This is a genomic window from Microvirga terricola, assembly GCF_011777495.1.
Lineage (GTDB): Bacteria > Pseudomonadota > Alphaproteobacteria > Rhizobiales > Beijerinckiaceae > Microvirga > Microvirga terricola.
On the sequence record NZ_JAATJS010000002.1, the window covers coordinates 555,373 to 577,283 of the forward strand.

Annotated in this window: 23 protein-coding genes; 18 read left to right on the forward strand and 5 right to left on the reverse strand. The window is 63.1% G+C overall.

What is annotated here, in order from left to right; genetic code table 11:
• Positions 1-50: 50 nt before the first annotated feature.
• Positions 51-290, reverse strand: a complete 240-nt coding sequence (locus HB375_RS07035) for a hypothetical protein (RefSeq protein WP_167672257.1) — start codon at positions 288-290, stop codon at positions 51-53.
• A 308-nt stretch (positions 291-598) separates the two neighbouring features.
• Here HB375_RS07035 and HB375_RS07040 point away from each other — a divergent pair, with 308 nt between their 5' ends.
• From HB375_RS07040 to cls, 4 genes are read left to right on the forward strand one after another with little or no spacing between them, the layout of a single operon-like run.
• On the forward strand, positions 599-835 hold the full coding sequence (locus HB375_RS07040) for a hypothetical protein (protein ID WP_167672258.1): 237 nt from the start codon (positions 599-601) through the stop codon (positions 833-835).
• Positions 836-837: 2 nt separating this feature from the next.
• On the forward strand, positions 838-1,137 hold the full coding sequence (locus tag HB375_RS07045; RefSeq protein ID WP_167672259.1) for a hypothetical protein: 300 nt from the start codon (positions 838-840) through the stop codon (positions 1,135-1,137).
• A gap of 3 nt (positions 1,138-1,140) precedes the next feature.
• On the forward strand, positions 1,141-1,644 hold the full coding sequence (locus HB375_RS07050) for a phage holin family protein (RefSeq protein ID WP_205800083.1): 504 nt from the start codon (positions 1,141-1,143) through the stop codon (positions 1,642-1,644).
• 49 nt (positions 1,645-1,693) lie between these two features.
• Positions 1,694-3,130, forward strand: coding sequence for a cardiolipin synthase (gene cls / locus HB375_RS07055; RefSeq protein WP_167672261.1), 1,437 nt, complete (start codon positions 1,694-1,696; stop codon positions 3,128-3,130).
• Between the two features lie 15 nt (positions 3,131-3,145).
• Here cls and HB375_RS07060 read toward each other — a convergent pair whose 3' ends face one another.
• From HB375_RS07060 to HB375_RS07075, 4 genes are all read right to left on the reverse strand, one after another.
• Positions 3,146-4,966 (reverse strand): DEAD/DEAH box helicase, encoded by a 1,821-nt coding sequence (locus tag HB375_RS07060; protein WP_167672262.1) that lies wholly within the window; start codon positions 4,964-4,966, stop codon positions 3,146-3,148.
• A gap of 98 nt (positions 4,967-5,064) precedes the next feature.
• Positions 5,065-5,385, reverse strand: coding sequence for a hypothetical protein (locus tag HB375_RS07065; RefSeq protein WP_167672263.1), 321 nt, complete (start codon positions 5,383-5,385; stop codon positions 5,065-5,067).
• 63 nt (positions 5,386-5,448) lie between these two features.
• The gene (locus HB375_RS07070) at positions 5,449-5,916 is read right to left on the reverse strand and encodes a ribonuclease H family protein (RefSeq protein WP_167672264.1); all 468 of its coding nucleotides are present in this window, start codon (positions 5,914-5,916) and stop codon (positions 5,449-5,451) included.
• On the reverse strand, positions 5,913-6,746 hold the full coding sequence (locus tag HB375_RS07075; protein WP_167672265.1) for an exonuclease domain-containing protein: 834 nt from the start codon (positions 6,744-6,746) through the stop codon (positions 5,913-5,915). Before HB375_RS07075 ends, HB375_RS07070 begins: the two co-directional genes overlap by 4 nt.
• A 130-nt stretch (positions 6,747-6,876) precedes the next feature.
• Here HB375_RS07075 and HB375_RS07080 point away from each other — a divergent pair, with 130 nt between their 5' ends.
• From HB375_RS07080 to HB375_RS07145, 14 genes are all read left to right on the forward strand, one after another.
• On the forward strand, positions 6,877-7,941 hold the full coding sequence (locus HB375_RS07080; RefSeq protein WP_167672266.1) for a 3-carboxy-cis,cis-muconate cycloisomerase: 1,065 nt from the start codon (positions 6,877-6,879) through the stop codon (positions 7,939-7,941).
• A 378-nt stretch (positions 7,942-8,319) separates the two neighbouring features.
• The gene (locus HB375_RS07085; RefSeq protein ID WP_167672267.1) at positions 8,320-9,198 is read left to right on the forward strand and encodes a hypothetical protein; all 879 of its coding nucleotides are present in this window, start codon (positions 8,320-8,322) and stop codon (positions 9,196-9,198) included.
• Positions 9,199-9,261: 63 nt separating this feature from the next.
• The gene (locus HB375_RS07090; RefSeq protein ID WP_167672268.1) at positions 9,262-10,509 is read left to right on the forward strand and encodes an extracellular solute-binding protein; all 1,248 of its coding nucleotides are present in this window, start codon (positions 9,262-9,264) and stop codon (positions 10,507-10,509) included.
• A gap of 58 nt (positions 10,510-10,567) precedes the next feature.
• On the forward strand, positions 10,568-11,500 hold the full coding sequence (locus HB375_RS07095) for a carbohydrate ABC transporter permease (RefSeq protein WP_167672269.1): 933 nt from the start codon (positions 10,568-10,570) through the stop codon (positions 11,498-11,500).
• On the forward strand, positions 11,497-12,366 hold the full coding sequence (locus HB375_RS07100) for a carbohydrate ABC transporter permease (protein WP_246728375.1): 870 nt from the start codon (positions 11,497-11,499) through the stop codon (positions 12,364-12,366). The genes HB375_RS07095 and HB375_RS07100 overlap by 4 nt, the downstream gene beginning before the upstream one ends.
• A 10-nt stretch (positions 12,367-12,376) precedes the next feature.
• On the forward strand, positions 12,377-13,057 hold the full coding sequence (locus HB375_RS07105; protein ID WP_167672270.1) for an N-acetylmannosamine-6-phosphate 2-epimerase: 681 nt from the start codon (positions 12,377-12,379) through the stop codon (positions 13,055-13,057).
• A gap of 15 nt (positions 13,058-13,072) precedes the next feature.
• Positions 13,073-14,143, forward strand: a complete 1,071-nt coding sequence (locus tag HB375_RS07110; RefSeq protein ID WP_167672271.1) for an ABC transporter ATP-binding protein — start codon at positions 13,073-13,075, stop codon at positions 14,141-14,143.
• An 86-nt stretch (positions 14,144-14,229) separates the two neighbouring features.
• On the forward strand, positions 14,230-15,180 hold the full coding sequence (gene msrP / locus HB375_RS07115) for a protein-methionine-sulfoxide reductase catalytic subunit MsrP (RefSeq protein WP_167672272.1): 951 nt from the start codon (positions 14,230-14,232) through the stop codon (positions 15,178-15,180).
• A complete protein-coding gene (msrQ, locus tag HB375_RS07120; RefSeq protein ID WP_167672273.1) occupies positions 15,180-15,824 on the forward strand; it encodes a protein-methionine-sulfoxide reductase heme-binding subunit MsrQ in 645 nt (214 codons plus the stop codon). The genes msrP and msrQ overlap by 1 nt, the downstream gene beginning before the upstream one ends.
• Positions 15,825-15,890: 66 nt before the next feature.
• Positions 15,891-16,706, forward strand: a complete 816-nt coding sequence (modA, locus tag HB375_RS07125) for a molybdate ABC transporter substrate-binding protein (RefSeq protein ID WP_167672274.1) — start codon at positions 15,891-15,893, stop codon at positions 16,704-16,706.
• Positions 16,703-17,398, forward strand: a complete 696-nt coding sequence (gene modB, locus HB375_RS07130; protein WP_425515164.1) for a molybdate ABC transporter permease subunit — start codon at positions 16,703-16,705, stop codon at positions 17,396-17,398. Before modA ends, modB begins: the two co-directional genes overlap by 4 nt.
• On the forward strand, positions 17,398-18,504 hold the full coding sequence (gene modC / locus HB375_RS07135) for a molybdenum ABC transporter ATP-binding protein (protein WP_167672529.1): 1,107 nt from the start codon (positions 17,398-17,400) through the stop codon (positions 18,502-18,504). The genes modB and modC overlap by 1 nt, the downstream gene beginning before the upstream one ends.
• Positions 18,505-18,577: 73 nt before the next feature.
• Positions 18,578-19,840, forward strand: coding sequence for an aminopeptidase (locus HB375_RS07140; protein WP_167672275.1), 1,263 nt, complete (start codon positions 18,578-18,580; stop codon positions 19,838-19,840).
• A gap of 169 nt (positions 19,841-20,009) precedes the next feature.
• Positions 20,010-21,893, forward strand: coding sequence for an ABC transporter ATP-binding protein (locus HB375_RS07145; protein ID WP_167672276.1), 1,884 nt, complete (start codon positions 20,010-20,012; stop codon positions 21,891-21,893).
• Positions 21,894-21,911: the final 18 nt, after the last annotated feature.

Genomic DNA, 21,911 nt, shown 5'->3' on the forward strand with positions numbered 1-21,911 from the left:
CCGCCGGTGCCGCGGCGATCCGGTTTTGCGGGATACTTCCCCCGCGAGGCTCAGTTGAGCGCGTGGGTCGGCGCATCGCCCATCAGCGCGGCGCGTGCTGCCAGCATCAACGCTTCGCCAAGTTCGAGCGCATGCTCGGGCGTCATCGCCACCGGCATCTGATGCCGGATGCCTTGCTCAAATTCGGCCGGCGTCTTGGCCATTTCGATCACCATCATCGCGTCGCGGCCGTCAAGCGTGCCGACCGAGAAGCTGGTGAGGGCCCCAATTCCTTCGAGATCTTTGGACATGTGTTGTCTCCGTTTTCTATTGCCGCGAGATTTACTCCCATGCCCCAACGTTGTCTGCTCTCCGACTATAGAGTGGATAATATTACTATGTCGATTTTTCTTATTTTCTTTAGATTCTCGCAACGGAATTTAACATTATTACATACCGTCGCCGAAGCTGCGGCTTGACCAAGATCAATGTCCTAAAAGGCCATTGAACCTAGACGCTAAGGCCGTCCCCTCTTTGATGGACCTTGCCATTCCAGGAGCGGAGCCAAAAATCTCAAGCGTTGCCGCCGGTCGGAAAGGGCCGACAGAAAGGACGACAGATGCCCGATTTCTCAAAACTTTACGACGATCTCAAGCGTGCCCGAGACGAGATCAAGCTCAAGATACATCTCGGCTCCAAGGACGCTCAGGACGAATGGGCCGAACTCGAACGGCGCTGGGCTACTTTCGAAAACAAGGCTGAACTCGAGCGCAGTGCGAAAGATGTAAGCGATGCAGTAAAGATTCTCGGCTCCGAACTGAAGGACGCCTTCCAGCGCGTACGCAAGGCCCTTTGACCATGGCGCGCTCGACACCGGTTCAGGAAGAGCTCGGCGCCTTGCAGGCCGAGCTCCGCAAGATGCCGAAATCCGAGACGCGCGGGAACGCGGAAAGCCGGGCGCAGGCTCGGGCCGAGGAAAACGCGGCACCCACCGAGAATGCCGCCGATGAACTCGAAGCGCAGTTGAGTGATCTCGGCGATGCCTTGTCAGGCTATGCGGGCCAAGCCGAGGATTTCATCGCCAAGCACCCGCTCGTCTCCGTTCTGACGGCTTTCGCGCTGGGCGTCGCCATCGGCGGGCTGCTGAGGAGAGACTAAATCATGATGGACAGCCTCATGCGTAACCTTCGCGTCCTGTGGCGCGCGGAAACGATCATCGCCGACATCAGGTTCCGGCAGATCGCAACGCGCTCGGGCTTGCGCGGAGCGGCGGCTTTCCTTGGCATCTTCGCTTATCTGATGGCCAATCTCGCGGTGTTCTTCGCGCTCCTGCCGGCCTGGGGCTCGATTGGGGCGGCGGCGCTCATCGCGCTTGGAAACATCGTCCTCGCGATCCTCCTTCTGGTGCTCGCCGAGCGGTCGCGGCCGGGGCGGGAGATGGAACTGGCCTTGGAGGTGCGCAACGCGGCGCTTCAGGGCCTGGAAACCGATGCACAGGCCGTGCAGGCGCAACTGGCCGAACTGCGCGACGAGGTGAGGGGAATGCGACAGGCCGTTGTCGGCTTCGTGCGCCATCCCGTCGATTCCGTTTTGCCGGGATTGATCGTGCCGCTGGCCGGCGCGATTATCAAAGGGCTGAAGAAGTCCGACGGGGAGAAGACGTGACGATAGCCTCTTGCGCGCGCGGCGCGATCCATAGGCCCCGGCAGGTGCGATGAGCCTCATCGGCGCCATTTCGTGGGCCGAAATCTATCTCGCTTCCGAATGGGTCATTCGGATCGTGATGCTGATCGTCGTACCGTTCAGGCGCTCGCCGGAAGCGGCGAAGGGTTGGCTGCTCTTCGTCTTCTTCCTGCCGTGGCCGGCGCTGATCGTCTATCTCTTCATCGGCCGTCCGGCCTATCCCCGCTGGCGGCGTGAGCGGTTCGCGCGTCTGCCGGTGGTGTTCAAGACCGTCACTGACCGAGTGCGGGAGGTCACGGCGCGCCAGGAGCCCGACCTTCCGGCCAACCTGATCCAGGCGGCAACGCTGATCCAAAATCTCGGACGCTTCCCGAGTCTCGACGGCAACGCCGCCGAACTGTTGACCGATTACCAGGGCTCCATCGACCGGCTGGTGGCCGATATCGACAAGGCCCGTTCGCACATCCACCTGCTGTTCTACATCTTCGCCAATGACGAGACAGGCTGGAAGGTCATCAGCGCACTCACCCGCGCAACCGAGCGCGGCGTCACCTGCCGCGTGCTCATCGACGCGCTCGGGTCGCGGCCATGGGCCGCCAGCGTGGTCGAGGCATTGAAGGCAGGCGGGGTTGCCGTGCAACTTGTTCTGCCGGTCAGCTTGCTGCGCCCAACGTCCACCCGCGCGGATTTGCGCAACCACCGCAAGATCGCCGTCATCGACGGCGAGATCGGCTATGTCGGTTCGCAGAATATCGTCAATGCCGATTTCAATGCGGGCATCGTCAACCAGGAGCTGGTCGTGCGCACACGAGGGCCCGTGGTTCTCGAATTGCAGGCCGTGTTCGTCGCCGACTGGTTCCTGGAAACCGAGGAGGTTTTAGACGATCCGGCCCTTTTCCCCGAACCGAGGCGCTTGGGTGACATCGTCGCGCAGGTCTTGCCGAGCGGGCCGGATTATCCGGAGGCCGGCACGGGACGGTTGATCGAGGCGATGGTTCATGGTGCGCGCAAGCGCGTCGTGATGACGACGCCCTATTTCATTCCGAACGAGGCGCTGCTCAACGCGCTGGAAACCGCCGTGCTGCGCGGTGTTGAGGTGCACATCGTGCTGTCCCGCCCGGTCGATCAGGTGCTCGTGAACCTCGCACAGCGCTCCTATTACGCGGAACTGCTTGAGGCTGGCGTCAGAATCCACCTCTATCGTGACAAGCTGCTCCACGCGAAGACCGTGAGCGTGGACAACCGGGTTTCGCTGATCGGGTCGAGCAACATCGACATCCGCTCTTTCGTCCTCAATGCCGAGGCCAGCGTGATTTTGTTCGACCGGGAGGTCAACCGATTGCTGCGCAAGGAGCAGGAGCGCTATTTCGCCGCGAGCGAGACGCTGACGCTCGAAGCATGGAACGCTCGGCCGCTTTACGCGAAAGCGACCGAGAATATTGCGCGCCTGATGAGCCCGCTCTTGTGAGCGGTTGCGTCGGCGCTAGTCGTGCTTGCGCTTCTTCGGCTTCTTGTGGGGAGGCTTGCCAGGCGCAAATTTCTCGGGCGATTTTCCCGGAGCGAATTTGCCACCCTTTTTCGGCCCCCCGCGAGGCACGCCACGAGGCCCGCCGTCGTCCCGCTTGTCGCCACGGACGAACTCCGCCGGCTCGATGCGGATGTCCTCGTCATTCGTCTTCCGCACGGCGGCGGCGAATTTGGGTGCGTGGGATTTCGCGATCTGGAATTTGCTCTCGCGGTCGAAGATCTTGATCGAACCGATCTCATTACGCGTGACGTGGCCGAGGCGGCAGATGATCGGCAACAGCCAACGGGGGTCGGCATTGTTGCGGCGGCCGACGCTCATGCGGAACCACACCATGTCGTCGGACGCGCCGTAGGACTCGTCTCCCGATGCCGCGCGACCGCGCTCTCGCGGAAGGCCACGCTCGCCACGGGATCGCTCTTCCTGCCGCTCGCGCTTATCCTTGCGCTGGCGCGGCTCGCGCTCGCCCCCCGCATCGAAGATGTCTTCCGGTGCAGGAAGCTGCGCCCGGTGGAACCGCACCAAGGCCATGGCGACCTCTTCGGCGGAACGTTCCGCCAGAAGCGCTTTAGCTATGGTGAGGTCTTCTTCGCTTGCCTCTTCCGAAAAGGCCGGGTCCTGCAGCAGGCGCTGGCGGTCCTGCTGGCGAATTTCGTCGGCGGACGGCGGGCCGCCCCAGGTGACGTCGATGCCGGCGGAATCGATCAGGCGCTCGGCCTTGCGGCGGCGGGTGTAAGGCACCAGCATCACGCAGACGCCTTTGCGCCCCGCGCGCCCCGTGCGGCCGCTGCGGTGAAGCAGGGTTTCGTGTTCGTTCGGCAGATCGGCGTGAATGACGAGGCCGAGATCAGGCAGGTCGATGCCGCGTGCGGCGACGTCGGTCGCGACGCAGACGCGCGCCCGCCCGTCACGCAAGGCTTGCAGTGCATGGCTGCGCTCGTTCTGGCTCAGCTCGCCCGACAGCGCGACGGCGGCAAAGCCGCGTTCACCGAGGCTCGCGTGCAGATGGCGGACCGCCTCGCGGGTATGGCAAAAAACCATCGCGCCGCGCGCATCGAAGAAGCGCAGCACGTTCACGACAGCAAGCTCGACCTCGTTCGGCGCGATGCGCACGGCGCGGTACTCGATGTCGCCATGAGGCTGGTTTTCGACAATCGTGTCGATGCGAAAGGCGTCGCGCTGATAGCGGCGCGCCAAGGTCACGATGTTGCGCGGCAGCGTTGCCGAGAACAGAAGCGTCCGGCGCTCCGGCGGCGTGGCGTCGAGGATGAACTCAAGGTCTTCGCGGAAGCCGAGATCGAGCATCTCGTCGGCTTCGTCGAGCACGATGGCCCTGAGCTTGGAAATGTCGAGTCGTCCGCGCTCCAAATGATCGCGCAGGCGGCCCGGCGTGCCGACGACGATGTGACAGCCATCCTCCAACGCGCGCTGCTCGCGCCGCACGTCCATGCCGCCGACGCAGGAGGCGACACGTGCGCCAGCCGGGCCATAGAGCCAGATCAGCTCGCGGTTGACCTGAAGCGCCAGCTCGCGGGTGGGCGCAATGATGAGCGCCAAGGGCTCCCGCGGCGCGCCGAATCGCTCCGCTTGCCCCAAAAGGGTCGAAGCCATGGCAAGGCCGTAGGCCACGGTCTTGCCGGAGCCGGTCTGGGCGGAAACGAGCAGGTCGTGGTCCAGCGCCTCCGGCTGGAGCACGGCGGCCTGGACGGGAGTCGGGTCGTTGTAGCCTCGATCGGCAAGAGCGCGTTCGAGGCTAGGATTGGTCTTGGGAAAGGGCATGAACCGCCTATTCGAGCGGAATTCTTCCGCTGTGTCAGCGCGTCCGCCCTGTCTCTTCAATGGGATGAAAGGAGCCTCGTCAGGCTCCGGCCGATGGGTTAGTGCGTAGCGCCTTCGTCGTCGATCTCGTCGATCGACACCAGGAATACGACGTCGATGTCGAGGCCCTCTTCGTCCTCGTCCTCCTCGTTGCCGAATTCCTCGTCCTCTTCCTCCATGACCTCGTTGAAGGCATCGATTTCGTCTTCCGAGGCCGTCCGGGTGACCAGGTCGGCAGAGCCGTCCCAGAGGGGGCGCCCCTCGCTCTTAAACGACAGAAGGTCGTCTTTGAAGCTGTCGCTAAGGAAGAGTTCCTTCGCCTGCTCCTCATCGGCGTTGGTCACGGCCACGGCCGTCCCGGCAATCTCAAGCGTATACATGGGTTCTTCCTTCGATAAGGGCAGTTCGATCATAGGCTCTAACGCCCATGACTGCCATTCCGCTCAGCGTTTGCCAAGCTTGGAATGCTCATTCGCCTGCTGGGCCTGGGCATAGGCGAGGGTGTGGGCCTGCTCGTTGCGGCGATCGCCCGCGTGGCCCTTCAGCCAGACCCAGGAGACGGGCCGCTCCTGTATCAGGGCGGCGAGGCGCTGCCAAAGATCCCGGTTCGCAAGCTTTCCACCCTTCACGATGCGCCAGCCGCGTGAGCGCCACCAGGGCAGGCGCTCGGTCGCGCCGGAAACGACATAGTGGCTGTCGGTGTGGATGCTGGCGGAAAGGCCGGGCGGGAGGGCCTCCAGTGCGGCGATGGCGCCCATCAGTTCCATGGCCGTGTTCGTCGTCGAGGCGCTTCGTCCCGTAACCAGCCGCTCCTCGTCGCCGATGAGGATGACGGCAGCATAGCCGCCCGGGCAATTTCCGCCGCTGCCGATGCAGGCGCCGTCGGTGTAGATGACCGCTTGCGCCGTCATGCGGACATCAGCTGCCAGAACTCGGCTTCGCTGAGAATGGAGAGAGGATGCCCGCCGGCCACGAGCCGCTCCGCCTCGCGCACCTTGGAGCTTTTGTCCGAGGTGGTGCGTTCCGTTCCGACGCAGAGGATGGTGGTTTCGGGCGAGATGGTCGCGCCGACGGTGAAGCCGCGCTCCCCTGCCAGCCGCGTCGCCTCCTGGCGCGTCACCCTCAGCCGCCCGGTGAACACGACCGTCTTTCCCGCGTGGGGGCCTTCGCCCGTTCCGCACTGGACGATGGAGGTCCGCAGGTGCGCGCGCGCCGCGACGGTGGAGACCCAGTCGCTCGCAGTCTTGCCGCTCTCGGTGAGCGCCCGGCGGAAGATGTGGGCGGTTGCCACCGCGTCCTCGAGCGCGTCGTGGTGGCGGAATTCGATCCCAAAGTGCTGGGCGAGGTTGCCGAGCGAATAACCGCGCTTGGCGAATTGCTGCCATGTGCGACGCACGACGGTCTGGTTGTCGAGCCAATAAGCGTCGACAGCGGGAACCCCGTGCTTTTGGCAGGCCCTGGCGATGGCGAGCCGGTCAAACGAGCCGTGCGTGACGATGATGCGCTGATGGAGGAGGGGCGACAGCTCGTCCAGAACCTCGGGAAAGGTCGGGCAACCGGCCACATGCTCCGGCTCGATGCCGTGCACCTTGATGTTCCAGTAGTCGAAATGATCCTGCGGATCGATGAGGCGGGAAAGCGTTCCTGCAATCTCTCCGTTTTCGACCAGCACGATGCCCACCTGGCAGATGGAGGCGCTGTCGGGATTGGCCGTTTCGAGGTCAAGGACGAGGTAATTCATGTGCGCTTTGTTCTACGGCCGGGCAATTTTGTCGAGTCGGGTGCTCAAAAGGTGTAGCGCACTCGCCTCGTGCAGCACCGGTGTCGGGCAGGGCATTTCCATAGCCCTGGAACGGGTTTAGGCTTTGCCGATGACCTCGCCAGCGCTTCCTTTTCCGCTGCTTCAGGCTCTCGTCGGCGACGAGGAGATGGCCGCGTTCTTCTCGAACGAGGCCGAACTCGCCGCCATGTTGCAGACGGAAGCCGCGCTGGCGGAGGCCGAAGCCGAAATCGGGCTGATCGCGGAAGAGGCGGCTTACCGCATCGCGCAAGCTTGCCGCGCCTTTCAACCGGACTGGAATGCGCTCGCCAAAGGGCTGGCGCAGGACGGCGTGGTTGTTCCGGAACTCGTGAAGCAGTTGCGCGCCGCCGTGGGCGAGCCGCACGCCAGCGCAGTGCATCTCGGCGCGACTAGCCAGGACATCGTCGACACTGGCCTCGTGCTGCGCCTGAAAGGCGCGACAGCGCTCCTGCTGCAGCGCGTCGAAGCGCTCGTCCTCACGTTTCACGAGTTGAAGCGACGTGACGGCGCGACGCCGCTCATGGCCCATACGCGGATGCAGCAGGCGCTGCCCTTCACCGCCGCCGACAAGATCGACACCTGGATCGGCCCGCTCGATCGGCATGGCGAAACGTTGAGGGAAATAGCGCCGCGTCTCCTGTCTCTCCAACTTGGCGGCCCCATTGGCACACGTCGCGAGTTAAAGGGGCATGGCGATGCGGTCGCTGATGCGATGGCTGATCGTCTCGATCTCGGTTACGCGCCGTCCTGGCATTCGCAGCGCGACAGGATCGGCGAGTTCGCCTCGTGGCTGTCGCTTCTCTCCGGTACGCTCGGCAAGATCGGACAGGATATCGCACTGATGGCGCAGAACGAGGTGGGCGAGGTGCGGCTGGCAAGCGGTGGCGGCTCGCCCGCCATGCCGCACAAGTCCAATCCCGTTCCAGCGGAGGTACTGGTGACGCTCGCGCGCTTTAATGCGGGATTGCTCGGTACGCTGCATCAGGCGCTCGTGCACGAGAACGAACGGTCAGGTGCGGCCTGGACGCTCGAATGGATGGTTCTGCCGCAGATGGTCGTGGCGGCGGGAGCGGGGCTCAACCATGCGCATGCGCTTTTGCAGAGCCTGACCTTCCAGCCTTCGTCCGCGCGCTGAGCTAGCCTCGGCGCTCTGCTCATTTTCGAGGTGCGGAAGGCATTCTCGTCCCGAGGCCGTCGTGCATGAAGAATCGATCCCACCGGTCTCCTGCTGGGATGGCCGCTCGGCGGGCTTGCTCTCGCGGGCGTGGAGGGGGCGGTCCATTCTCTGGCGGATGACCTAGATCCTCCACACTTTTCCGGACACCGATTCCTTTGGCCGCAAGATGCAGCGGATCGAGTTCGACTATCTGGTCAGCTCCCCGGCAGCGGCTCGGGCGATGGCGGAAAACTATACAGGGCTTCCGATCTAGGAGGTGGGCCGTACCCCGAAGGGATGTGAAAAGCCGTTAAGACCAGTATGGACACGAAGCGACCAATATGAGACCAGTTAGGGGTGAACGAAACTGGTCCCATCCCGCGCTTCCGGTCCTTGTACCGGCAGTCCTTACCCGGTTCTCGCGTGAACGAGGACGGGCTCGGCTTGTGCGGTCGCCATGCCTGGATCATCGATGGAGCGACCGGGGTGTCAGTCCAGCGGCTGCCCGGTGCTTCCAGTGACGCAGCCTGGCTCTCGGGGGAAATCAGTACGAAAATTCAAGACCTTGCCGCCTCCGAACGGGCCGCTGAGGCGATTTTCGGAGCCCTCGAAGGCGAGATTAGCCGCGTTTTCACGAAAGCCATACCGCCCGCTGACGCGGCGAATGACGACCACGCGCCGTCCGCCTGCCTCGGTCTCATCGGCCTCCGCTCCGGCTTAAAAGGCGAGACGGTGGTCGAGGGCTCTTTCCTTGGCGATGTGGTGGCTTTGGTGCCGACGGAACAAGGTGTCGTCCGCTGGACGGATGAGAGGGCCAAACCCTTTGAAAAGCGTACGCTTGCCGCTCTTGGCGGCGCGACGCGCGAGCCGGGTCAGGTCCCCGAGGCGGTAAGGCGGCAGATTCTGGAAAATCGGACCAAGCTTAATCGGCCGGACGGCTATTGGGTGGTCAATCCGCTCCGGTCCTGGGCCGGGCGGGAACTGCGTTTCGAGGCGCGCCTTGCGCCGGACCAGCCCATCGTGCTGGCGACAGATGGTTTCATGCGACTCGTCGACGTGTTCGCGACCTATTCCGACGCCTCCCTCCATACCGCGCTGGCGCAGGGCAGGGGCGAGGCCTTGATGCAAGAGTTGCGGGACCTGGAGAGCGGCGACCCGATGGCGGACGCCTATCCTCGTGTTAAGACTCACGACGATGCGACGGTTCTCGTGATCGCAGCCGAGTCATACGGCTAAAGGAATTCCGAAGGCGCGGAGCGCTATTCGGTGGGAGGAAGGACTTCAATGATGAGGGACAACATGAAACTGACGAGACGCATTCTGATGGGCGCCGCCGTGGGCGGCTACCTTCTGTCGGGCGCGGCTGCGATGGCCAAGACCGAGCTGACGTTCTGGAGCTGGCGCCAGGAGGACAAGGCCTTCTACCAGGACATCATCAAGAAGTTCGAGGCGAAAGAGCCCGAAATCTCGGTGAAATTCGAGACCTACGCACCTGAGAACTACCAGACCATCCTGTCCACGGCGCTGGCCGCCGGACGCGGTCCGGACGTGATCCAGGTTCGCGCTTACGGCAACCTTGAAACCATCGCGACCCCCGGCTACCTCCTCGCGCTCGACAAGCAGAGCGTGCCAGAGCTAGCGAACTTCCCCGATTCCGCTCTCGCCGCCGAGACAGTGCGCGCGGACGGCAAGGTCTATGCGGTGCCCTTCGCGACGCAGACCATGTTGGTCGTCTACAACAAGAAGATCTTCAAGGACGCTGGCGTGAACCCGCCGCAGACCTGGGACGAGCTTGTTGCGCTAACCCAGGCCCTCAAGGCCAAGAACATCACGCCTTTCGCCAACGGCACGGCGACCGCGTGGCAGAACGAGACCATCGTCGCGGCGCTTCTCAGCTCGCAGCTGGGCAAGCAGTTCGAGGATGACATCGTCTCCGGCAAGGCGAACTTCACCGATGCGCGTTTCGTCAATGCGCTCGCCAAGCTGAAGGACATCAGCGCGAACTTCTCGCCGAACTTCACGGGTGTCGATTATCCGTCCTCGCAGCAGCTCTTCGTGGCTGGCCGCGCGGCGATGTTCGCAGGCGGTTCCTTCGAAGTCGCGAACTTCAAGAGCCAGAACCCGAGCCTCGATCTCGGCGTGTTCGCGTCTCCGGTCGCCAAGGCCGGTGATGAGCGCCTCATCGCTCGCTACTACGACGGCGGTTATGCGGTGAACGCCAAGAGCGACAAGAAGGACGCGGCGGTGAAGTTCATCCGCTTCCTCGCGACCCCGGACTACGGCACTGCCTTCACCAATCAGTTGAAGAACCTGTCGCCGATCAAGGGCATCAAGATCGAGGATCCGATCACCCAGGACGTCGCGAAGCTCGCAGACAACTCCATGTCCTACCTGATGCTCGTGCGCTTCCGCTATCAGGAGCCGAGCGGTTCGGTGCTGCTGCAGTCGAACGTGCAGAAGATGCTCGCTGGTCAGCAGACGCCTGAGCAGGCCGCTGCCGAGATCAACAAGGGCATCACGACCTACTACAAGCCGTTCCAGAAGTAAGACACGCAATAAGTGGCGGTGGGCGTCAGGCCCGCCGCCATTTTTGAAGGTTCAGTCCATGCCCGTTTCGCCCAAACAGGCCCGCACGCTGAAGCATCGGAGCTGGGTGGCTTTTCTCGTCATCCCGCCCATCGTCTTCATGTCGCTGTTCGTGGTCTATCCGATCCTCTCGGCCTTCGCTTACGCCTTCTATGAATGGCGCGGGCTGGCGCGCGGCGACTTCGTAGGCTTGGCGAATTTCAAGGACGTGCTCTTCGGCCCCACCATGGGTCCCGTGGTGTGGAACGCGTTCCTTCATAACGTTTATGCGCTCATTGCGTTGATGATCATCCAGAACGGTGGCGGCTTCCTGCTGGCGTGGCTGCTCTACAAGGAGCCCTTCGGCTTCCGCTTTCACCGCGTCGCGGTTTTCGTGCCGGTGGTTCTGTCGACGATCATCGTCGGCTTTCTCTGGAAGCTGTTTCTCAACCCCAATTTCGGCCTCGTGAACCAAGCGCTTTATTCCGTCGGCCTCGATGCCCTGGCCAAGCCCTGGCTCGGCGATTCGTCGACCGCGCTCGGCGCGCTCATTCTGGCCAATGCCTGGCACTTCGTCGGTTTCCCGACGCTGGTCTATCTCGCCGGCATGCAGCGCATTCCCTCCGAGATCATCGAGGCTGCGCGGCTTGATGGCACGACCGAATGGCAATTGCTGAAGAACGTCGTGTGGCCGCTCGTTGCGCCGAGCACGACCATTCTCTTCACGCTTCTCTTTATCGGCGCGTTCAACTGGTTCGAGATTCCTTATGTGATGGTCGGCCTCGACGGCTCACCCTTCGGATCGACCGATGTCTTAGGCCTCGTCTTCTATCGCACCGCCTTCGGCAACCAGAGCGCCAGCATCCAAAATTTCGGGCAGGGCTCGGCGCTAGCGACAATCCTGTTTTTGTTCATCGTCGTGTTTGCATCGCTGCTCACCCTGTGGCTGCGCCGTCGGGAGATCCAGTTTTGACCATCGCTTTCGCGCCATCCACCGTCGCCGCCCGCTCCAGCGAGACGCGGGCGATGTCCTTCGCGTTCCTGGCTCAGATCATCCTGATCCTGAACTCGTTCGTCATGCTCTACCCCGTGGTCGTGATGGTCTTTTCGGCCTTCAAATCGACCGGCGAGATTTTCGAGCATCCCTTCGCGCTTCCCGATTTCACGCAGGTGCAGAACTTTGCCCGCGTGCTCGGCGAAACGTCGATGCCGACCTACTTCCTCAATTCCATCGTCGTTACCGGCGTCTCGATCCTCCTCATCCTCTTGCTCGGCACCATGGCGGGCTACGCGGTGGCGCGCTATGAGTCTCGCACGAACACGGTCGTCCTGCTGTTCTTCCTCGCGGGGCTCATGCTCCCGCTCAAGCTTGCAGTCATTCCGCTCTTCATCCTGCTGCGCGACCTGAGCCTGCTCGACAGCCGATGGAGCCTGATCGTCACCTACACGGCCATCGGCCTGCCATCGGCGGTGTTCATCATGGCCGGCTTCCTGCGCTCGCTGCCCTCAGAACTGGAGGATGCGGCGCGCATCGACGGGGCTTCCGAGCCGCGTATCATGTGGTCTGTCATGCTGCCGCTCGCGCGCCCGCCCATGGCCATTGCCGCGATTCAGAATGCGGTGCCGATCTGGAACGACTTCTTCTTCCCGCTGGTCTTCATCCAGACGGACTCGGCCAAGACCCTGCCGCAGGGCCTCACCACCTTCATGGGCGAGTACACGACCGATTGGGGCATGCTGTTTGCCGGCCTCACCATCGCGGCGGCTCCGATCACGCTTCTTTATATCGCGTTGTCGCGCCAGTTCATTCAGGGCATGACCGCTGGCGCGGTGAAGTAGGAGAGTGGCGATGCTGATTCCAAAAGGCGCTCTCGTCGTCTCCTGTCAGGCGCGCGCAGACAATCCTTTGCACGGCCCGATCTTCATGTCCGCCATGGCCCGCGCGGCAGCGGCGGGTGGCGCGAAGGGCTTTCGCGCCAACGGCGCGGAGGACGTGGCGGCGATCCGCGCTGTTTCCACCATGCCGATCATCGGCATCTCGAAGGTGTGGGACGACCGTTTCCCGGTCTACATTACGCCCGATTTCGACAGCGCCTCGCGCATCGCGGCGGCAGGAGCCGACGTCATCGCGCTCGACGCGACCCCGCGTCCGCGCAACGGCGAACCGGTGGACCGGCTGATCGCGCGTATTCGCAGCGAGTTGAAGCGCGAGGTTTTTGCCGACATCTCCACGCTGGAGGAGGGCAAGGCCGCGAGCGCCCATGGCGCGACCTACATCGCCACCACGCTTTCAGGCTACACGGAAGAGACCGCAGCGACGAAGACGCTGGGTCCCGATCTCGACCTTCTCTCCGCACTCGTGGCTGCGGTGCCGACGCCCGTCATTGCAGAGGGATGCTTCGACACGCCTGAGCTGGTGGAGGCCGCTTTCGAGTGCGGCGCGTATGCGGTCGTCGTCGGCACGGCAATCACCAATCCTCGTGAAATCACCAAGAAATTCGCTCGCGCCACTGAGCGCTGGGCGTCCTAAGAACCGGAGACTGTCATGGCGAATGTCTCGATCCGCGACATCAAAAAGTCCTTTGGCCCCGTGTCGATCATCAAGGGTGTCGACGTCGATATCGAAGACGGCGAGTTCGTCATCCTCGTCGGCCCGTCAGGCTGCGGAAAATCCACGCTGCTGCGCATGATCGCGGGGCTTGAGGACATCACGAGCGGCGAAATCCGCATCGGCCCACGCGTGGTCAACGACGTGCCGCCGAAAGATCGCGACATTGCCATGGTGTTCCAGAGCTACGCGCTCTATCCGCACATGACGGTTGCGGAGAACATGGCGTTTTCGCTCAAGCTCAAGGGCGTGCCGCAGGCCGAGCAGAAGAAGCGCGTGTCGGATGCGGCGACTTCGCTTGGTCTGACGCCGCTGCTTGATCGCTATCCACGCCAGCTCTCCGGCGGCCAGCGCCAGCGTGTCGCCATGGGGCGCGCCATCGTGCGCGATCCGCAGGTGTTTCTGTTCGACGAGCCGTTGTCGAACCTCGATGCCAAGCTGCGTGTGGCGATGCGCGCGGAAATCAAGGAATTGCACCAGCGCCTCAAGACCACGACGATCTATGTCACGCACGATCAGATCGAAGCCATGACCATGGCGGACAAGATCGTGGTGATGCATGACGGCGTGGTGGAGCAGATCGGCGCGCCGCTCGAACTTTACGACCGGCCCGCCAACCGTTTCGTTGCCGGGTTTATCGGCTCGCCGTCCATGAACTTCATCGACGGTCATCTCGATGCGGGCGGCCTCGCGCTGCCGAGCGGGACGGTTCTGCCGCTTCAGGTGCGACCCGCCCTGTCGTCCGACAACAAGCTGACCTACGGCATCCGGCCCGAGCACCTGGAGCTCGCGGCGCCCGGCACGGCGGGAGCGATCCCGGCAACCGTCTCGGTCGTGGAACCGACCGGAGCGGACACGACCCTCATCGCCAAGACCGAGGGCGGTTCGGTTACGGCAGTGCTGCGGGAGCGGTTTCACCTCAAACCCGGCGAGGCCGTGGCGCTGAAACCTGCGATTCATAAGGCGCATCTGTTCGACAGCGCGGGCATCCGAGTTTCGTCGAACTGAGGATCGACGGCAATAACGCAAACGTGACGTGGCGTCTTGCTTTCCCGGGTGTACCCATTCCACACTGGGACAAACGAGGTGCCGCCGTGCTGATCCGCCGTCCGATCGATATTCCCGCTTCCGAGATCACTCCTCGGGAGGTGTACCTCAATCGGCGCCAGCTAATGGCCGGCGCTGCAGGGTTTGCGCTTGCGGCATCAGGCTTGCCGGGCAAGGCGCTGGCCGCGCCGCTGACCTTCGAGAAAAGCCCGCTCTCGGCAACCGACGAGAAGCTGACGAGCCTCGAGGACGTTACGCACTACAACAACTATTACGAGTTCGGCGTGGACAAGACCGCGCCTGCTGCCCATGCCCACACACTCAAAACCTCGCCATGGACGGTGAAGGTTGACGGGCTCGTCGCCAAGCCCGGCGAATTCGCGATCGACGACCTCGTCAAGACCTCGACCTTGGAAGAGCGCATCTATCGGATGCGCTGTGTCGAGGGCTGGTCGATGGTGATCCCGTGGATCGGCTTTCCGCTGGCGGACCTCATCAAGCGCGTGGAGCCGCAAGGAAGCGCCAAGTATGTGGCTTTCGAAACGGTCTATCGTCCACCGGAAATGGTCGGCCAGCAATCCGCCTTCCCGGTGCTCGACTGGCCCTATGTGGAGGGGCTTCGGCTCGACGAGGCCATGCATCCGCTCGCCATCCTTGCGGTCGGGCTCTATGGCGAAGCGCTGCCGAACCAGAACGGCGCGCCCATCCGCCTCGTGGTGCCGTGGAAGTATGGCTTCAAGGGCATCAAGTCGATCACGCGCATCAGTTTCGTCGAGAAGCAGCCTGAGACCTCGTGGAGCCGTCAGGCGCCGGACGAATACGGCTTCTACGCCAACGTGAACCCGAACGTGGACCACCCGCGCTGGAGTCAGAAGACGGAACGGCGGATTGGGGAGGGCGGCCTGTTCGTGAAGCGCCGGCCGACGCTGCCCTTCAACGGCTATGCCGATCAAGTGGCGCAGCTCTATTCCGGCATGGACCTGCGAAAGTTCTACTGATGGCTGGCCAGGCCACAGCACAGCGCGGCAAACACGGCTTTGCCATGCCGCGGGTGCCGAAGATCTTGATTTACATCGTCGGCTTCGTTCCGGCAGTCGTGCTGTTCTATCTCGGCGTCAACGACCAGCTCGGCGCGGACCCGATGCGCTATCTCGAGCAATCGCTGGGCTTATGGGCGCTGCGTTTCCTCATCGCGACGCTCGCGATTACGCCCTTGCGGCAGATCCTCAATATCAACCTGCTGCGCTACCGCCGCGCCATCGGGCTTCTGTGCTTCTATTATGCGGCCTTGCACCTGTTGACCTACGTGGTGCTCGACCAGGGCTTCGATTTCGAGGCGATTTGGACCGACATCGTCAAGCGACCCTACATCACCATCGGCATGGCGACCTTCATCGTTCTGACCCCGCTCGCGGTCACATCGAACAATGCCGCCATCCGCCGTCTCGGCGGCCAGGTCTGGGCGCGGATTCATCGGCTCGTTTATATCGCGGCCATCGGTGCGGCTTTGCATTTCCTCCTCGTGGTGAAATCCTGGCCGCCGGAGCCAATGGTCTATGCCGCCATCGTCGCCTCCCTTCTCGGCTACCGGTTCGTCCGTTCGCTTGTCAAAAGGAGCATGCCGAAGCGCCGGGCCGCTTGAAGACAGGGCGATGTCCATTAGGATGCCATTCATGATGGCGAGCCTTCGCCCCGAATGGAGATCGTTATGAAGCACGTCTGTCGCAGCTTGGCCGGAGCGCTCCGGGTGGTGTCGCTAGGCCTTGTCCTGGCCGGCGTCTCATTGACCTCGATCGCTTATGCGCAGGGCAAGGACGTGGTCGTTTTCGCGGCCGCTAGCCTGAAGAATGCACTCGACGACATCAATGCGGCCTGGGAGAAAGAAACCGGCAAGAAGGCCGTGATTTCCTACGCTGCGAGCAATGCGCTCGCGAAGCAGATCGAAGCCGGCGCCCCGGCGGATATCTTCTTCTCCGCCGATCTCGATTGGATGGACTATCTCGCTTCCAAGAACCTGATCCAGCCTCAGACCCGCTTGAACCTTCTCGGCAACTCCATCGTGCTCGTCGCGCCAAAAGACTCGACCGTGCAGGTGTCGGTTGCGCAAGGTTTCGATCTGGCCGCGGTCCTGGGGCAGGGGCGTCTTGCCATGGGCAATGTGGATGCGGTGCCCGCGGGCAAATACGGCAAGGCGGCGCTGGAAAAACTCGGTGCCTGGAACGGCGTGAAGGACAAGGTCGCTCAAGCCGAGAGCGTGCGCGCGGCACTGCTTCTCGTCTCGCGCGGCGAAGCACCGCTCGGCATCGTCTATCGCACGGACGCCGCTTCCGATCCGAACGTCAAGATCGTCGGTGAGTTTCCGCAGGATAGCCATCCGCCGATCATCTATCCGGTGGCGCTCTTGAAGGCCTCGGCGAAGCCCGATGCGCAGGCTTTCCTGACCTATATGCGCTCGGCGAAGGCCCGTCCATTCTTCGACAAGCAGGGCTTCACGTTCATCAACAAGCCGGTATCCGGTTCGTGATTGATTGGCTGTCCCCGCAGGAGTGGATGGCGGTCCATCTCAGCCTGAAGGTCGCGCTGACGGCGATGGCGGCGAGCCTCGTTCCCGGCATCGTCGTTGCGCTGCTTCTGGAGCGCGGACGTTTCTGGGGGCGTCAGGCGCTTGATGTCATCGTGCATCTGCCGCTCGTGCTGCCGCCTGTCGTGGTGGGTTATTTCCTGCTGCTCTGGTTCGGCAAACGCGGGCCCATCGGGGCGCTCCTCAACGAGTATTTCGGAATCGTGTTCTCGTTCCGCTGGACCGGTGCGGCGTTGGCTTGCGCGATCATGGGCTTTCCGCTGTTGGTGCGCGCCATTCGCCTGTCGATCGAGGCCGTCGACCGCAAACTGGAGGATGCGGCGGGCACGCTTGGGGCAAACCGAGTCTGGGTTTTCCTCGTCGTCACGCTGCCGTTGATCCTGCCCGGCATCATTGCGGGAATGGTCTTGTCCTTCGCAAAAGCCATGGGTGAGTTCGGCGCGACGATCACGTTCGTGTCGAACATTCCCGGTGAGACGCAGACGTTGCCAACGGCCATCTACACCTTCACGCAAGTGCCCGGCGGGGAGGGCGGCGCGCTGCGCCTGACTGTTGTTTCCATCGTGATCTCCGTCGCCGCGCTCTGGGTTTCCGAATGGATGGCGCGCCGAGTCAGGCGGAGGTTTCTGGCCTGATGACGCTCGATCTCGATATCTGCCATCGGCAGGGCTCTTTCACGCTTGAAGCCCGCATTCACTCGGAGGGGCGTCTCACGGCTCTGTTCGGGCAGTCCGGTGCGGGCAAGACGACGATCATCAATGCCATCGGTGGCCTCATCCGCCCGTCGCAGGGTCGTATCGTGGTCAATGGCCGCGTGCTCGTCGATACGCAAAGCGGTATCTTCGTGCCGAAGCATAAACGGCACATTGGCACCGTGTTTCAGGAGGGGCGGCTCTTTCCGCATCTGAACGTGCGCCAGAACCTTCTGTTCGGGCGCTGGTTCACGCCAAGGCGGGAGCGCGTGGCGGATTTCTCGGCAATCGTCGATCTTCTCGGAATCGGCCATCTGCTCGACCGGAATCCCGCCACACTGTCGGGCGGTGAAAAGCAGCGCGTCGCCATTGGGCGCGCCTTGCTCACGGACCCGCAATTGCTCCTGATGGATGAACCTCTCGCATCGCTCGATGAGGCGCGAAAGAGCGAGATCTATCCTTATATCGAGAGGCTGCGGGACGAGGGGAACGTCCCCATCGTGCTCGTCAGCCATTCGGTGACGGAAATCGCGCGGCTTGCGACCTCCATCGTGATCTTGTCCGATGGCCGCGTAACGGCGGCGGGACCGGCGGAAGACATCCTGCGCCAGACGAACCTTTTCCCGCAGACCGGCCCCGCCGAGACGGGCGCGCTCATCGAGACCCACGTTTTACATCACGAGGAGGCCTTCGGTCTCACCGTGCTGCAAACTCGGGCTGGCACCCTGACCGTGCCGCTTCTCGATCTCGCTCCCGGTGCACCGCTGCGCGTACGCCTTCGCGCCCGCGACATTATTCTCTCGCTCCAGCCGCCCGAGGGCTTGAGCGCGCTCAACGTACTACCAGGAAAAGTCTCCTCCATCGGGGAGCCGGACGGGTCGAGTGTCGACGTGATGCTCGATTGCGGTGGCGACAGCCTCGTCGCCCGGGTGACGCGCAAATCGGTGGAGCGCCTCGGCCTGAGGGCGGGACTGCCAGTCCACGCCATCATCAAGAGCATCGCCTTCGACCGCGAGGCGGTTGGCCGCGCTCCGACCGAGGAAACCTGAACATTCCAAGGGTTGCACCCTACCGTGGGCCGTGTAGCCTGCCGCCAGCATTTCGTTTCGAGAAAGAGAGACCATGAACGATCAATTCCGCGCCCCGTCCGCCATGTCCCACGAGGTTCTGCTCGACCGGCTGGCGGAGGTGGCGGTGCGGGTCGGGTTGGGGCTGAACCCGGGCCAGGAAGTCGTCATGACCGCGCCGCTCGAGGCTGCGGCACTCGCCCGGCGCATCACGGAGCAGGCCTACAAGGCCGGCGCATCCCTCGTCACCACGTTTTTCTCGGACGATCAGGCGACATTGATGCGCTATCGCCATGCCCGCGATGAGAGCTTCGATGTTGCATCCGCCTGGCTCTATGAGGGCATGGCGGCAGCCTTCAAGAACGGCGCGGCCCGCCTCGCCATCGTGGGCGACGACCCCTCGCTTCTGGCGAAGGAAGACCCGGAAAAGGTCTCCCGCGCCAACCGCGCGCGCTCCAAGGCCTATCAGCCGGCGCTGAACCTGATCGCGGGTTTCGACACCAATTGGACCATCGTCTCCGCCGCCACCCCGGCCTGGGCGAAGGCGGTGTTCCCGAACGATGCGGAGGAGGTTGCGGTCGCCAAGTTGTGGCAGGCAATTTTCGCCGCCTCGCGGGCGGATGTTGAGGACCCCATCGGGGCATGGGGCATCCACAACCGAAGCCTGCGCGCCCGCACTCGCATGTTGAACGCGAAAAACTACGCCGCCCTGCATTTCCGCGGCCCGGGCACGGATCTGCGCGTCGGGCTTGCGGATGGGCACGAATGGGCGGGCGGCTCGACAACGGCGAAAAACGGTGTCGTCTGCAACGCCAACATTCCGACGGAAGAGGTTTTCACGACCCCGCACAAGGACCGCGTCGAAGGCTATGTCACCAGCACCAAGCCGCTCTCCTATCAGGGCACCCTGATCCAGGACATTCAGGTGAAGTTCGAGGGCGGCCAGATCGTCGAGAGCAAGGCGCGGACTGGCGAGACGGTTCTCAACAAGGTCCTGGACACCGATGAGGGTGCACGCCGTCTCGGAGAGGTGGCGCTGGTGCCTTATTCGTCGCCGATTTCGAAGAGTGGCCTTCTGTTCCTTAACACGCTCTTCGACGAGAATGCGGCGAGTCACATCGCGCTCGGTCAGGCCTACAGCAAGTGCCTTGTGAATGGCGGCAGCATGAGCGAGGAGGAACTCACCTCGCGCGGAGCCAACAAGAGCCTCATCCACATCGACTGGATGATAGGGTCCGATAAGATTGATGTAGATGGAGTCGCGGCAGACGGGACGGCAGAGCCTCTCATGCGCGGCGGGGAGTGGGTGACGCCGTAATGAGAGGGACGGCTGCGGCATTTCTGCCCAGCTTTTAATCCAGCAATTCCTTGCGGCAGTTAAAGAAAGGCTTGACGAAAGCCCCCTGTCGCGGTGTCCTGTGACAGGTATTAAAGAGGTACTGTTCTGACGTTGCGTCAGAGCAGTACTTCAGCATAGCGATGGTTCGATGTCTGACGCCACAGCCAAACGCGGAGCGGCCCGTGAGCCTCTCCTTTCCGTTCGTTCCCTTTCCGTGGAATTCCGGACCGAGCAGGGGCCTTTCAGGGCCGTCAAGGAAGTGAGCTTCGACGTCGAGCCGGGCAAGACGCTCGCCGTGGTGGGCGAGTCCGGTTCCGGCAAGTCGGTTACATCGCTCGCGATCATGCGCCTCACCGACTATACGGGCGGGCGCATCGTGGGTGGCGAAGTTCTGTTCCGCCCGAACGGCGGCGAGGCACTCGATCTCGTGAAGGCATCCGATGACACGCTGCGGAGCATCCGCGGCAAGGACATCGCGATGATCTTCCAGGAGCCGATGACCTCGCTCAATCCGGTCTTCACCATCGGCAACCAGATCGGCGAAACATTGAGCCTGCACGAGGGCCTGAACGCGCGCGAGGCGCGCCTGCGTGCGAAGGACCTGTTGCAGAAGGTTCGTCTTCCCGACGCTGAAAAGCTGCTCGACCGTTATCCGCATCAGCTCTCCGGCGGCATGCGCCAGCGCGTGATGATCGCGATGGCGCTCGCCTGCAATCCAAAGCTGCTGATTGCCGACGAGCCGACGACCGCACTCGACGTGACGATCCAGGCGCAGATCCTCAACATCATCCGCGATCTGCAGCAGGAGATGGGCACTGCCGTCATCTTCATCACCCACGACATGGGCGTGGTGGCCGAAATGGCCGACGACGTGGTGGTGATGTGGAAGGGCGACAAGGTGGAGCAGGCGCCTGTGCGCGACATCTTCGCCGCGCCGCAGCATCCTTACACCCGGGCGCTCCTTTCCGCCGTGCCGCGCCTCGGCAGCCTCAAAGGGCAGCCGTTGCCGAAGCGCACGCCGGTTATGTTGATGGATGGCGGCGAGCCTCGCCAAGTGGGCGAGACTCACGTGCAGAACACCGCCAACTACACGAAGCCGGTCTTGCAGGTGGAGAAGCTCACCACGCGCTTCGACGTGGGCAAGACGTTCCTCGGCCGCGTTACGCATCGCGTGCATGCGGTGGAAGAGGTGAGTTTCGAGATCTATCCGGGCGAGACCCTGGCGCTGGTGGGCGAGTCCGGTAGCGGCAAGTCCACCATCGGGCGCACCTTGCAGCAGCTCATCGAGCCGACCGGCGGCACCGTCCGTTTCGACGGGCGCGACATGAACGCCATGAGCCATGGCGAGCGGCGCAAGCTGCGCCAGCAGATCCAGTACATCTTCCAGGACCCGTTCGCCTCGCTCGATCCGCGCCACACGGTCGGCTACAGCATTGCCGAACCGATTGTCGTCCATGGCCTCATCAAGGACCGCAAGGCCATCGACAAGCGCGTGCATGAATTGATGGAGCAGGTCGGGCTGCAGCCGCAGCACGCCAAGCGCTATCCGCACGAATTCTCTGGCGGCCAGCGCCAGCGCGTGTGCATCGCGCGCGCTCTGGCGAGTGATCCGAAGCTGATCATCGCGGATGAATCCGTTTCCGCGCTCGACGTGTCGATCCAGGCGCAGATCGTCAATCTGTTGATGGAACTGCAGGCGAAGCGCGGGCTCTCCTATCTCTTCATCACGCACGACATGGCGGTGGTGGAGAAGATCAGCCACCGCGTGGCCGTGATGTATCTCGGACAGATCGTCGAGATCGGAACGCGGCAGGCGGTGTTCGAGAACCCGCAACATTCCTACACCCGCAAGCTGCTCTCCGCGGTGCCCATCGCGGACCCGCAGCGCGAGCGCGCGAAAACTCGCATCGAAGGTGAAATTCCAAGCCCGGTTCGGCCGGTCGGGAAAGAGCCCACCATTCACCGCATGCACGAGGTCGAGCCCGGGCATTGGGTCGCGCTGGAAGCCGATGCCATGCGCGGCGCGGCATAAGAACTCTAAACGAGGGGA